9 protein-coding genes and 1 pseudogene are annotated in these 13,419 nt (G+C 44.3%); 9 read left to right on the top strand and 1 reads right to left on the bottom strand.

What is annotated here, in order from left to right; genetic code table 11:
• Nucleotides 1-104 precede the first annotated feature (104 nt).
• Genes IEW05_RS15615 through IEW05_RS15590 form a run of 6 tightly spaced genes read left to right on the top strand, consistent with a single transcriptional unit; the run spans nucleotide 105 to nucleotide 9,920 of the window.
• Nucleotides 105-2,258: a (Fe-S)-binding protein gene (locus tag IEW05_RS15615; RefSeq protein ID WP_188540389.1), complete on the top strand. Its 2,154-nt coding sequence runs from the start codon at nucleotides 105-107 to the stop codon at nucleotides 2,256-2,258.
• A gap of 26 nt (nucleotides 2,259-2,284) precedes the next feature.
• Nucleotides 2,285-4,681 (top strand): 3-hydroxyacyl-CoA dehydrogenase/enoyl-CoA hydratase family protein, encoded by a 2,397-nt coding sequence (locus IEW05_RS15610; RefSeq protein ID WP_188540387.1) that lies wholly within the window; start codon nucleotides 2,285-2,287, stop codon nucleotides 4,679-4,681.
• A gap of 27 nt (nucleotides 4,682-4,708) precedes the next feature.
• Nucleotides 4,709-5,914 (top strand): acetyl-CoA C-acetyltransferase, encoded by a 1,206-nt coding sequence (locus tag IEW05_RS15605; protein ID WP_188540385.1) that lies wholly within the window; start codon nucleotides 4,709-4,711, stop codon nucleotides 5,912-5,914.
• A 32-nt stretch (nucleotides 5,915-5,946) separates the two neighbouring features.
• Nucleotides 5,947-7,719 carry an acyl-CoA dehydrogenase FadE gene (locus IEW05_RS15600; RefSeq protein WP_373285808.1) on the top strand — a complete coding sequence of 591 codons (1,773 nt, stop codon included), beginning with the start codon at nucleotides 5,947-5,949 and terminating at the stop codon, nucleotides 7,717-7,719.
• Between the two features lie 47 nt (nucleotides 7,720-7,766).
• Nucleotides 7,767-9,476, top strand: a complete 1,710-nt coding sequence (locus tag IEW05_RS15595) for an AMP-binding protein (RefSeq protein WP_229753395.1) — start codon at nucleotides 7,767-7,769, stop codon at nucleotides 9,474-9,476.
• A 15-nt stretch (nucleotides 9,477-9,491) separates the two neighbouring features.
• Nucleotides 9,492-9,920, top strand: coding sequence for a PaaI family thioesterase (locus IEW05_RS15590; protein ID WP_188540379.1), 429 nt, complete (start codon nucleotides 9,492-9,494; stop codon nucleotides 9,918-9,920).
• An 84-nt stretch (nucleotides 9,921-10,004) separates the two neighbouring features.
• On the opposite strand, the gene IEW05_RS15585 is transcribed toward IEW05_RS15590, so the two are convergent.
• Complete coding sequence (locus IEW05_RS15585) at nucleotides 10,005-10,922, bottom strand: AraC family transcriptional regulator (RefSeq protein ID WP_188540376.1); 918 nt, start codon at nucleotides 10,920-10,922, stop codon at nucleotides 10,005-10,007.
• Between the two features lie 208 nt (nucleotides 10,923-11,130).
• On the opposite strand from IEW05_RS15585, the gene IEW05_RS15580 reads away from it, so the two are divergent.
• The 3 genes and pseudogenes from IEW05_RS15580 (at nucleotide 11,131) to IEW05_RS15570 (ending at nucleotide 13,201) form a co-directional block, all read left to right on the top strand.
• Entirely contained in the window at nucleotides 11,131-12,117 is a 987-nt protein-coding gene (locus IEW05_RS15580; protein ID WP_188540374.1) for an aldo/keto reductase, read from the top strand.
• A gap of 23 nt (nucleotides 12,118-12,140) precedes the next feature.
• Nucleotides 12,141-12,332, top strand: a pseudogene (locus IEW05_RS15575) (SDR family NAD(P)-dependent oxidoreductase); the annotation flags it as partial.
• A 113-nt stretch (nucleotides 12,333-12,445) separates the two neighbouring features.
• The gene (locus IEW05_RS15570; protein WP_188540370.1) at nucleotides 12,446-13,201 is read left to right on the top strand and encodes a YheC/YheD family protein; all 756 of its coding nucleotides are present in this window, start codon (nucleotides 12,446-12,448) and stop codon (nucleotides 13,199-13,201) included.
• The last annotated feature ends 218 nt before the right edge of the window (nucleotides 13,202-13,419 follow it).

Raw genomic sequence — 13,419 nt, 5'->3', positions numbered from 1 at the left:
ATGGGCATGAAGTTCATGCGTTATCAATAAATGTATATTATGTGAACGGTTTCTTAATGCATCGATGGATGGTCTTTTTACAATCAAAGAAAGGATGCGAAGAGATGGGGTGGCAAATTGCGAATTTCGTATTGTTTCTGGCGGTAACGGGATATGCCTTCTATTTATTCTATAAAGCTGTGTATCATCGCTACTTGTATCTAAAGCTTGGAGAACCTTCGAACTTCCGGCAACGAGGTGAAGGAAGATGGGGGGAGTTCTTATCACAGGTATTTGGTCAGAAAAAGTTGTTGAAGGATCCCAAAAGTGGGGTGATGCACTTCCTTATTTTTTATGGATTCATTATTTTACAGTTCGGAGCCTTAGATCTGATTGTAAAAGGATTAACAGCAGGTAAACATCTGCCGATTCCGGGTTATGAAGTGTTTGGGCTCATGCAGGAAATCACGGTCATTCTGATTTTATTCTCTATGGGGTACGCCGCTTATCGACGTTATGGGGAGAAGTTGACTCGTTTAAAAAAGGGTTGGAAGCCAAGCTTAGTTATCTTCTTCATTTTCTTCTTGATGTTATCTGTTGTGTTCAGTTTAAGCTTCGAGCGTGTGTGGCAGGACCTTGAGTTTAGTGGCTACGCTCCGATCTCCTCCGTCCTTGCGCTAGCCTTTACTGGAATCTCAAGCTCCACGGCCTACGGCTGGTTTATTGGATTTTGGTGGATGCATTTGCTAATTCTCTTGTCATTTCTGGTCTATGTGCCGCAGTCGAAGCATTTTCATATTATGACCGCACCCCTTAACATTTGGTTTCGTCGTAGCGAGCCTGTAGGTCGCCTCACAAAATTGGATTTGGAAGACGAAGATGCAGAGACTTTTGGCGTTGGTAAGATTGAGGACTTCACACAGAAACAAATGCTCGATTTCTATGCTTGTGTGGAATGTGGGCGGTGTACCGATGCTTGTCCTGCAAGTAATACTGGCAAGGTGTTATCCCCTATGCACCTCATTACGAAATTAAGGGATCATGCCGTGGAGAAAGGAACTGCAGTAACAGGAAAATCCCCGTGGGTGCCTAGTTATTTGTTTGCTACGAGTGGAAGTCATGCACTAGTTACGGAGCAGAAAGAGCCCGTCCTATGGCATGCGAATGAAGATATGATTACGAACATCGTACCGACAATAGATTGGCATAAATCAACCTGGAACAAAGGTGAGAAGAATTCTGAACAATTAGAACTCATCGGTGAGGTCATATCAGAAGAGGAAATCTGGTCCTGTACGACCTGCCGTAATTGTGAGGATCAATGTCCGGTAAGTAATGAGCACGTCGATAAGATTATTGATCTGCGCAGACATCTAGTTTTAATGCAGGGGAGTGTTCCTCACGAGGGGCAACGCGCCATGCAGAATATTGAGCGGCAGGGTAATCCTTGGGGGTTGAGTCGCAATGACCGAGCCACATGGACTGGAGAAATCGAGGGGATTCAGGTTCCCACGGTGAAGGAGAATCCTGATTTTGAATACTTGTTTTTTGTAGGTTCGATGGGTTCCTATGATCTTCGAAGTCGCTCGATTTCGCGAGCTTTTGCTAGGCTACTCAATGAATCGGGAATTTCATTCGCCATTCTGGGCAATGAGGAGAAGAATTCGGGTGATACCCCGCGTCGGATGGGCAATGAAATGTTATTTCAACAACTGTGCGCGGACAACATTGAGATTTTCCAAAAATACGGGGTTCGTAAGATTGTTACCGCATGCCCACATACATTCAATACATTGAAGAACGAGTATCCCGAATTTGGACTTGAGGGGGTGGAAGTCTACCACCACACACAGTTACTTGACCAGCTCATTCAAGCTGGGAAGTTGAATCCCCATCATGAAGTGAAGGAGAGAATTACGTATCACGACTCGTGTTATCTAGGGCGCTACAACAATGTTTATGATGAGCCGCGTAATATCTTGAAGGCTATCCCCGGTGTGGAAGTAGCCGAAATGAAGCGATCTCGGCAGAATGGGATGTGCTGTGGTGCCGGTGGCGGGATGATGTGGCTGGAGGAGAAGGCGGGTAAGCGTGTAAATTTGGCCCGTACCGAGCAGGCGCTAGAGGTGAATCCAACGGTCATTAGTAGTGCATGTCCTTATTGCCTCACGATGATGGAGGACGGTACCAAGATGAAGGAAGTTGAGGAGCATATCAAAGCGAAAGATATAGCAGAAATTTTGGAGCAATCCGTATTTGGGGATCATCCCATCCGTTAAATAGAAGCTGAACTGGAGGGAAGAAAATGAATAAATCCATTCGCAAGGCGGCAGTCATTGGCTCGGGAATTATGGGCTCCGGCATTGCAGCGCATCTAGCTAACGTTGGAATTCCATGTTTATTGCTGGATATGGTGCCGCAAGACATGACTGATGAGGAGGTAAAGAAAGGTTATACTCCCGAACATCCAGCGGTTAGAAATCGTTTGGCTACAGGAGCAGTTGCAAAGCTGCAGAAGAGTACGCCCTCCCCCCTTTATGACATTGCTTTTGCAGACAGGATCACTCCGGGGAATCTAGAGGATCACTTGTCCCACATAGCAGAAGTGGACTGGGTCATTGAGGTTGTTGTTGAGAATCTCCAGGTTAAAAAGGATCTCCTCAGCAAGGTAGAACGGTATTGGAAGCCCGGAACGATTGTGAGCTCCAATACGTCAGGGATTTCGATTGATGAAATGGTGGCGGATTGTAGTGAAGACTTTCAGCAGTATTTTTTAGGTACACACTTTTTCAATCCACCACGGTATATGAAGTTGCTAGAGATCATTCCCGGAATGCATACAGATCCACAGATAGTTCAACAAATGAGAGTTTTGGGTGAAAAAGTACTAGGCAAAGGCGTCGTCTTAGCCAAGGATACACCAAATTTTATCGCCAACAGAATCGGTACTTATGGACTACTTATCACATTACAAGCAATGGTAGAGCAAGGTTTTACCGTGGAGGAAGTAGATGCAGTAACCGGACCCGCCATGGGGCGTCCGAAGAGTGCAACCTTTCGCACCCTCGATATGGTCGGACTTGATACATTCATTCATGTGGCAGACAACGTATACGCTAATGTAACTGATGAAACAGAAAGAGCAGCTTTTATTGTCCCAGAAGTCATGAAAAGCATGGTCGAAAGAGGCTGGTTAGGCGAGAAATCTGGGCAAGGTTTTTATTTGAAGAAAAAAGGACCAAACGGTAGTGAAATATCATCTCTTCAACTCTTAACCATGGAATATGCTCCGCAGAAGAAGATCACTTCCGGATCGCTGGAAGCGGCCAAACTGGCGAAAGGTGCACGGGGCAAGACGAAAGCACTCATTACAGCGGGAGATCGTTATTCTGAATTTGCCTGGAATATTCTTAAGCAGGTACTGGTTTACTCCGCGGAAAAAGTTGGTGAAATCGCCGATTCCATTTATGAAATAGACGAAGCGATGAAATGGGGCTTCAATTGGGAGTTAGGCCCGTTTGAGACCTGGGATGCTATTGGCTTAGTCAAATCCGTGGAGCGCATGGAAAAGGAAGGTTTAAGTATTCCGGTGTGGGTGAAGGAATGGATCGCACAGGGGAATCAGTCGTTCTATCAGAAGGAAAACGGGACTCTATATTATGTATCTGAGCAGAGATATAAGCAGATTGAACAGCCACCGGAGATTATTTCGCTCCGCAATTTGAAGGAGAATAACAAGATTGTGAAAGGGAATGAAGGGGCAAGTCTAATCGATCTTGGAGACGGAGTAGCCTGTCTAGAGTTTCATTCGCCTAACAATGCGATTGGTGCAGATATCTTAATGATGATTCAGCAGAGCTTGGAAGAAGTTCGCAGTAACTTTGAAGGCATGGTCATTGCTAATCAAGGACGAAATTTCTGTGTAGGGGCCAATATCATGTTGCTATTAATGGAAGCCCAGGATGAGGAATGGGATGAGATTGATAGCATTATCCGCATGTTCCAGAACACGATGTACCAAGTGAAAAGATTTGAAAAACCCGTTGTCGCCGCACCGCATCGGATGACCCTTGGAGGGGGAGTTGAGTCCTGTTTACCAGCGGATCAAGTTATCGCAGCAGTGGAAACGTATTACGGCTTAGTGGAATTTGGTGTAGGACTCATTCCTGCAGGTGGAGGCTGCAAAGAATTAACGATGCGAGCAAGTCAGCGTGTCGGACATTCCGAGGCGGATCTTCAGCCATACATCAATCAGGTGTTTGAAACGATCGGAATGGCTAAAGTCTCAACGAGTGGTCATGATGCCAAAAGATTAGGATATCTTCGTGCAACGGATCGCATTATTGCTAATCAAGATCATTTGATCTACGAAGCCAAACAGTCTGTGCTACGGATGAGCAAGGCAGGTTATGAACCGATACCTGGAGAGAAATTTCAGGTCGTAGGTAGTGAGGGAAAGGCAGTGCTGCAACTAGGGGCTATGGGAATGAGAGAAGGCGGCTTTATCAGCGATCACGATCTCCTCATTGCCAAGAAGCTGGCTCATATCCTTGCTGGAGGTGATGTCCCCGCAGGTACACTTGTGAGTGAACAATATATGCTCGATTTGGAACGAGAGGCATTCTTAAGTTTATGTGGGGAACCAAAGACTCAACAACGGATGCACCATATGCTGACCAAAGGTAAGGCGTTACGAAATTAAATTAACATTCCGGGGAGTGAAGATGGTATGAAGGAAGCGGTCATCGTATCCATGGCACGAACTGCGATAGGCAAATCCAAAAAGGGAAGTCTCGTGCAGACGCGTGCGGATGAGTTGGGGAAAGTCGTTCTGGAAGCGGCCGTAGATCGAGCTCCTGGTCTGAAAAAGGAAGATGTAGAGGACATTATTATCGGCTGCGCCATGCCGGAAGGTGGGCAGGGATTGAACTTTGCCCGCATTATCTCGCTATATGCCGGGTTTCCAGCGACGGTTCCCGCCATCACGATCAATCGTTTTTGTTCTTCCGGGTTACAATCCATTGCCTTTGCCGCGGAACGAATCATGTTAGGTCATGCTGATGTTCTGATTGCTGGTGGGGTGGAAAGCATGAGCCAAGTACCGATGACAGGCTTTAAGGTTTCACCTAATCCGAGAATTGTGGAGGAAATGCCGGAAGTCTATATCGGAATGGGGCATACAGCTGAACGTGTTGCGGAGAGATTTAACGTATCTCGTGAAGACCAGGATATTTTTGCGGCAAGATCACATGAGAAAGCAGCTAAGGCGATAGCTGAGGGGAAATTCAAGGATGAGATTATCCCCATTCAGGTGGAGTTAAAAAGTGTGGATGAAAGCGGCCAAGTCCAGGTTAAATCATTTGTGTTTGATACCGATGAAGGTGTTCGTCCTGATACTTCGATGGAAGCGCTTCGTAAGCTAAAGCCGGCATTTAAATGGGGAGGAACGGTTACAGCGGGCAATGCGTCGCAGACGAGCGACGGTGCAGCAGCGGTTGTGATGATGAGTAGGGAGAAAGCGGATGAACTTGGGCTTACGCCGCTTGCAACGTTTAGATCGTTCGCCGTGGCGGGGGTCGAGCCGGAAATTATGGGGGTTGGACCTGTCAAAGCTATTCCCAAAGCATTGCAGATGGCAGGAATTAGTCTTGAAGAGGTAAGTCTCTTTGAGATTAACGAAGCTTTTGCCTCACAGTGCGTGCATGTTATACGGGAGCTTGGGATCGATGAAGAGAAAGTCAATGTGAACGGTGGAGCGATTGCACTTGGTCATCCGCTAGGATGTACGGGCACAAAGCTTACGACAACGTTGGTTCACGAACTCGGACGGCGTGGTGGGGGGTACGGAGTTGTCTCGATGTGTATCGGGGGTGGAATGGGGGCGGCAGGTGTATTTGAAGTTCATCCATCCGTAGGAAGCAATGATATTCACTGATGAGGTTAGAGGAAAGGGGAATGGTGAGTAAAATGACGAACAAAGTGTTAGGTGGAAGCTTCATGATTGACGATATTGATTATCGCGAGATCGTGACACCGGAGGACTTCACCGAAGAGCATCGGATGATCGCGGAGACTACAGAAAAATTCGTAGCAGGCGAAATTATACCCAGAGATGAAGAAATTGAGAAGTTGAACTATGGTCTGACCGTGGAATTATTGCAAAAAGCAGGTGACCTTGGTCTCCTCGGTGCTGAAGTTCCAGAAAGCTATGGAGGCTTCGGACTGGATAAAGTGAGCTCCACGTTGATTACGGAGAAACTGACAAAGGCCTCTTCCTTCTCCTTGTCTCATGGAGCACATGTAGGAATTGGTACGTTGCCCATCGTTTATTTTGGTACGGAGGAGCAGAAGCAGAAGTATTTGCCGACGCTTGCTACGGGGGAGAAAATAGCGGCTTATTGTTTGACCGAACCCTCTTCGGGCTCGGATGCACTAGGCGCCAAGACGATAGCAACATTGAGTGAAGATGGTCAATATTACGTGCTTAATGGGAGTAAGCAATTCATTACGAATGCTGGTTTTGCTGATATTTTTATTGTGTACGCCAAGGTTAATGGCAAGGATTTCAGCACCTTTATTGTCGAGCGTACTATGTCAGGAGTTAGTATCGGTCCGGAAGAGAAGAAAATGGGCATCAAAGGTTCATCAACATGTCCGTTAATTCTGGAGGATGTCAAAGTACCCGTAGAAAATTTGCTGTGGGAAGTTGGGAAAGGTCATTTAATCGCCTTTAATATTTTGAATATTGGACGATATAAATTGGCTGCTGGTTGTGTTGGTGCTGCGAAAGATTCTATTGAGTACGCTGCAAGTTATGCCAATGAACGTACACAATTTGACCGCAAGATTTCCTCCTTCCCCCTCATCGGCAAAAAACTGGCGGACATGAATATTCGGACTTATGTGTTGGAAAGTATGGTATACCGGACAGCAGGGCTATTTGATATCGGGTTGGCTGAAGTCGATTATGATAGCCCAAATGTGGGATATCAATCTGCTAAAGCTATTGCGGAGTATCAGCTAGAATGCTCCATTAATAAAGTGTTTGGTTCCGAAACACTCGACTTCATCGTGGATGAGGGTGTTCAAATTCACGGAGGATATGGATTTATCCAAGAATACCGCATTGAGCGTAATTACCGTGATTCGAGAATTAATCGTATTTTTGAAGGGACAAATGAGATTAATCGTTTACTTATTCCGGGGACGCTGATCAAGCGGGCGATGAAGGGCGAATTACCTTTGATGCAAAAAGCGTTAGCACTACAGTCGGAGTTATTAGGGCTGGTTCCGAGTCAATCCTTTCAAGGTACACTTGAACAAGAAAGCCATTTATTGTCCATGTCGAAGAAGATATTCCTGATGGTTGGGGCGCAAGCCGTGCAAAAGTACCAATTGAAGTTAGAGCAGGAACAAGAGATCCTTAGCCATCTGGCAGATATGATGATCTTGACGTTTGCAATGGAAAGCGCTTTACTCCGTACCAAGAAGTCGATTGATCAAGTAGGCGAGACCAAAGCAGCCAATGCGATTCACATGACGACGGCTTTTATCCACGAACAATTTGATGTGATCGAATGTCGGGCGCGGGAAGTTCTTGCTGCGATGGAATCAGGAGATACCCTTCGAACAGGGCTTTCTGTTCTGAAAAAGCTAACCAAAAGAACCCCGATCAACTCGTTAGGATTGAAACGCCAAATTGCTGCAAGGGTAATTGAAGCAGAGAGTTATGTTCTGTAAAAGTCCCGGCTGAATTCAAGATTTGATGTCGAACTTGCTTCTTCGATATGCTTCGTGATCAAAAGATGACTGAGAATGGGGTGACCAGTGTGAATGACAAACCATGGTTAGAACATTATCCGGTTGAAGTACCCATAACCTATGATTATCCGAAGCAAAATTTGGCGCAATTTTTAGTACAGTCCGCAGAATTATTTCCAGAGCATATAGCACTTGATTTCCTAGGGAAAAAGATTTCTTATAAAGATCTATTGGACTCGGTGTACCGTTTTACGAATGCCCTCCTTAAGCTAGGTATCCGTAAGGGGGATCGAGTAGCGATTATGTTACCGAACTGCCCGCAAGCCGTTATCGCGTATTATGGAACCCTTCTGATGGGCGGCATCGTTGTTATGACGAACCCACTATATATGCCACGTGAACTAGAGTATCAGTTGAGAGATGCCAGTGTCCAAATGATCATAACGTTAGATATTCTAGTCGATCGGGTGAAGAAAGCGACGGAAAAAGAACCGTTAAATTATATTCTAGTAACATCGGTTAAGGACTACTTACCGTTCCCTAAAAATTGGTTATACCCACTGACAACTAAGAAGACGAGTCCGATCATCTATAACAATAATATGATGTCTTTCCTTTCATTCTTGAAACAGTCAACATCGATCCCAACTCAGACTGCGGTCGATGCCGATGAGGATTTGGCACTTATTCAATATACGGGCGGGACAACTGGATTCGCCAAAGGTGTCATGCTCACACACTGTAACCTTGTTGCTAATACGATTCAGAGCAAGCTCTGGTTTTACCGAGCACAAATGGGGAAGGAACGATATTTAGCAGCACTCCCTTTTTTTCATGTATTCGGAATGACGGTGTTGCTTAATCAATCGGTTCTTATGGCGGGAACCTTGATACTTATGCCGCGGTTTGACATTAATCAGGTGCTGAAGACGATGGATCGTTTGAAACCAACTGTGTTTCCGGGAGCACCAACGATGTATATTGCCGTGATTAACCACCCTGAGGTTCAGAAATACGATTTGTCGTCGGTAAATATTTGTATTAGTGGTGCGGCTTCGTTGCCTCGTGAGGTCCAGGAACGGTTCGAGAGTATTACGGGAGGCAAGTTGATCGAAGGTTATGGTCTGACAGAAGCTTCTCCCGTCACACATGCCAACAATATTTGGGAGAAGCGCAAAATAGGATCTATCGGCATTCCTTTTCCAGATACCGAAGCGCGTATTGTTCATCCCGATACGGGTGAGGAGATGCCACTAGGTGAAATTGGAGAGTTGATTATTCGAGGTCCTCAGGTCATGAGGGGATATTGGCAGCAACCTGAAGAAACGTATAAGGCACTTCGCGATGGGTGGCTATTTACAGGGGATTTGGCGAGGATGGACGAAGAAGGGTTCTTCTATATATTAGATCGCCGCAAGGATTTGATTATAGCTGGAGGTTATAATATTTACCCGCGTGAAGTAGAAGAAGTATTGTTTGAGCATCCGGACGTGGAAGAAGCTGTTGTTGCTGGGGTGGTGGATTCTTATCGCGGCGAGACGGTAAAAGCGTACATTATACTCAAAGAGGGTTCCACAGCTAATGAGGAGGAGCTACAACGTTGGTGTAAGGATAAATTGGCGGTGTATAAAGTGCCTAAAATTTATGAGTTTCGTGATTCATTTCCAAAAACGTTGGTTGGGAAAGTACTTCGTCGCAAATTGATTGAGGAAGACCATGATAACACGCTTAAGTAGTTAGGAGGACTATTTATGAATGCCGATTCAAATGAGATATATCCCGATTTGGAGCATTGGGGAAAAATAGCTGAATCTACGTTTTGGGGATTCGTTGGCTGTGAAATTGAAGAATTGAGTCCGTCAAAGGTGATCGTGTCCATTGACATTAAGCCACATCATTTGAACCTAATCGGCATTCTTCATGGAGGTGTCCATGCGACGTTAATCGATTCAGGAATGGGGTTGATTGCGATGATTGCCAGACCTAATGACAACGTAGTGACAAGCAATCTAACGATGAACTATGTAGCGCCGACAGAGAAAGGGAGAGTATTTGTAACCGCTGAAATCATCCATAGTTCCCGCAAAATGATCACAACTCAAGCTTTTGCTAGAACGGAGAACGGAGATTTATGCGCTTTTGGAACGGGAACCTTTCGAGTTCTTAATAAACCTATTTAACCGTATGATGGAATATAAAAATGCAGCATTCGGCTTGAGAACTTTATAGTCGAATGCTGCTATTTGAGTATGTCTTCGCAGGATTCACACATGTATTGTTTGGTCACGATTCTCCCTCAGGCGTTTTATGTCTTCTTTAGGAGGTAAACCAAACATGCGAGAATATTCACGGCTGAATTGCGAAGGACTTTCATATCCTACTTGGAAAGCAACATCAGCCGCATCTGTTGACTCCGATAATAACAAGCGCCGGGCTTCCTGCAGTCTCATTTGTTTTTGGAACTGAATTGGAGTCATAGCGGTTACCTCTTTAAAATGCCTATGAAGTGAAGAAACACTCATATTTGCTATTTCCGCGAGCTCCTCAATCCGAAAAGAACTTTCATAGTTATTAATAATATGTTCGATGACGTTACTAATTTGATTGGTATAGCTCCCCTCAAGTGCAATTTGTTCCAGCGTATCCCCATGCTGCCCTTCAAGAACCCTATAGATAACTTCCTTTGTAAATAGTGGAGCAAGAATCGGAATATCTTTCGGGTTGTCTAGCAAACGAGCCAATCTGGTGACCGCATCCAACATGGATAACTTCATCGGGCTGACAAACAAACCTCGCTTCGCATTCTTTTTCTTTCCGCCTTGAATTTTCAAATCACGTAAAACTTCAAAGATTTGACTTGGTGTAAATACAAGATTGAGAGCCAAATAGGGAAATTCGGATGAGGCTTCTACAACTTGCCCCTTAACCGGCAGATCGACCGACGCTACAAGGTAATCTGTAGGACTATACCTAAAGCACTCCTGCGCGAGCATTACTTCCTTCGCCCCCTGAACGATAATACATAAGGAAGGTCTGTAGACACTATGGTTTGAATCAGTGACAACAGATCGTCGAATAAAATATAAAGATGGAATCGCAGTCGCGTGAACACCATCTTGTCCTGAATAACGCTCTATGAGTTCAGCGAGCTCAACCTGCTGTTTATAAATTTGATCAGACATAAGAACCCCCATGCTTCTACATATTTTGTAAGTTCTATTCTAATGCATATATTCTTCGCTTTCAAAAGTGACTAGAAGAGTATTAGGCAACCATTTGATAAGAATATGCTACCAGTCACTTTTTTCTAAATTGCATAATTATTTTAGAACACAATGAACAACACTTGAAGTTAAAGTGATAATCATTAAAAAGAAAGGAAGATATATCGTGCAAAATCGTAAATTAGGGAAAAGTGGACTAGAAGTTTCTGCAATCGGACTAGGATGTATGGGAATGAGTCATGGTTTCGGGCCGGCATCAGATACGAAAGAAATGATAGCGTTGATTCATGCGGCGATAGACCGAGGTGTTACTTTCTTCGATACCGCTGAAGTGTACGGACCCTACACGAACGAAGAACTCTTAGGAGAAGCTCTTCAGCACTTTCGGGATGAAGTGGTGATTGCCTCCAAGTTTGGATTTGACCTGAAAGGCAAGAAACAGACGATGCTTGATAGTCGACCTGAGCATATCAAAGAATCTGTCGAAGGCTCACTTAAACGGCTTAAAGTCGAAGCGATAGACCTATACTATCAACATCGGGTTGATCCGGACGTTCCAATCGAAGAGGTAGCGGGAGCCGTCAAAGATCTGATCAAAGAAGGTAAGGTTAAGTATTGGGGACTTTCTGAGGCAGGAGTGAAGACGATCCGTCGTGCACATGCCGTTCATCCGCTCACCGCAATCCAGAGCGAATACTCCATGATGTGGAGGAGTCCTGAAGTTGAACTGCTGCCTGCACTCGAAGAACTCGGTATAGGTTTCGTTCCATTCGCCCCGCTGGGCAAGGGCTTCCTTACCGGGAAAATAGATAAAAATGCTACATTCGCTGACTCTGACTTTCGAAGTACGGTTCCTCGCTTTCAACCGGAGAATCTGGAGGCCAATCAAGTATTGGTCGAACTGATAACAAAAATGGCTTTAGCGAAAAACGCTAAACCGGCTCAAATTGCATTAGCCTGGGTGCTCGCTCAAAAGCCTTGGGTTGTTCCGATTCCTGGTACACGTAAATTGGAGCGTCTGGAAGAGAATCTTGGTGCGGTGGATGTTGAGCTGACTCACGACGAACTTAGTGATTTGAACGAGGCGCTCTCGAAGATCGAGATTTCGGGCCACCGCTATTCCGCAGAATACGAAAATAGAATCGACAAATAAAAAAACGAAAGGATGTTTTTTAGATGCCAAATATTCAAGATAAAGTTGTCATTGTTACGGGTGCGTCTAGTGGAATTGGAGAAGCTACTGCAAAAGAACTTGCATCTAAAGGTGCAAAATTAGTGTTAGCGGCGCGTCGTGAAGAACGTTTAAAGAAGATACAAGAAGAGATCCAAAATAACGGAGGACAAGTTATATATAAAGTAACAGATGTTGCTCTTTAAGGCTGCATCACTGCAATCCAAAATGAGACAGGGATTATAGGCAAGAGCACTGACAAGCTATTACCTTCATTCATATGTTAAGCAATGAATAGGAGGTCTGCTTAGTGAAATATAAGAGCACCACAATCAAAAGTAAATGGGAAAAAAGCAGCTGGTTGTTAATGAATCCGGAATTAAGTAATTATGTTCCCAAAACGTTGCTTTTTAATAAAGAAAATTTGACTTCCATGTTATCTTCTTATTCTACGGTGTACTTCAAGCCGACGGGTGGCTCGGGCGGATTTAATATTATGCGTATTACAAAAAAGGATAAAAGCTACCAAACCCAATACAACACAGTCAAATCTACTTATTCGACGATTGATCGTTTGTACAATAAGCTACATCGCTTTTCAAACAAAAGGTCTTTTTTGCTACAGTATGGAATAGATCTGGCTAAGACGAAAGGAAGACCCTTCGATATTCGTGTCATGGTTCAGAAGACGAATAAAGGAACATGGGTTAGTAGTGCTGTTTTCACGAAAATAGGCAAGAGCGGTAGAGTGGCCACAAATTATAATCAAGGTGGAAAAATCGGCTATTTTCATGAAACGATGTTGGGAGCAGGATATAAAAGTGCTGATATTCAACAAATGGAATCAAGGCTAAAAGAATTAGGCGTTTCCGTGGGGAAAACCTTCGACCAACATAGAAATGGATTCAAAGAGTTAGGACTGGACGTAGCATTGGATTCTAAGGCAAAACCGTGGATTTTGGAAGTGAATACGAGACCACAATTTTACCCCTTAAAGAAGATGAAGGATAAAAAAGTTTATCAACGAATCGTTTCTTATTCCAAGCAATATGGGAGACATAAATAAATAACGAGTCAATTTGTATACCTATTCATTTGCATCAAATAATTTAAAATGATATCATTAATTATTGTTTCAAAGGGGAGTAGCGTTGAAGTAGACTATTACTTCAAAATAAAGTCGTCAATACATGTTATTAATTACTTGAATTAATACTTCGGCTTTATTAACAAGAAATTGTTCAGCGAGACCTTTGCCATTCTATATGGCAAAGGTCTCGCTTT

This window comes from Paenibacillus segetis (assembly GCF_014639155.1).
Lineage (GTDB): Bacteria > Bacillota > Bacilli > Paenibacillales > Paenibacillaceae > Fontibacillus > Fontibacillus segetis.
The sequence above is the reverse complement of the archived record's forward strand: the minus strand, read 5'-3'. Positions and strand labels throughout refer to the sequence as shown.

Coding starts and splice junctions, on each gene's coding strand:
- IEW05_RS15590 (WP_188540379.1), top strand. CDS start 9,492: ATGAATGCCGATTCAAATGAGATATATCCCGATTTGGAGCATTGGGGA.
- IEW05_RS15585 (WP_188540376.1), bottom strand. CDS start 10,922: ATGTCTGATCAAATTTATAAACAGCAGGTTGAGCTCGCTGAACTCATA.
- IEW05_RS15615 (WP_188540389.1), top strand. CDS start 105: ATGGGGTGGCAAATTGCGAATTTCGTATTGTTTCTGGCGGTAACGGGA.
- IEW05_RS15605 (WP_188540385.1), top strand. CDS start 4,709: ATGAAGGAAGCGGTCATCGTATCCATGGCACGAACTGCGATAGGCAAA.
- IEW05_RS15595 (WP_229753395.1), top strand. CDS start 7,767: ATGCTTCGTGATCAAAAGATGACTGAGAATGGGGTGACCAGTGTGAAT.
- IEW05_RS15610 (WP_188540387.1), top strand. CDS start 2,285: ATGAATAAATCCATTCGCAAGGCGGCAGTCATTGGCTCGGGAATTATG.
- IEW05_RS15600 (WP_373285808.1), top strand. CDS start 5,947: ATGACGAACAAAGTGTTAGGTGGAAGCTTCATGATTGACGATATTGAT.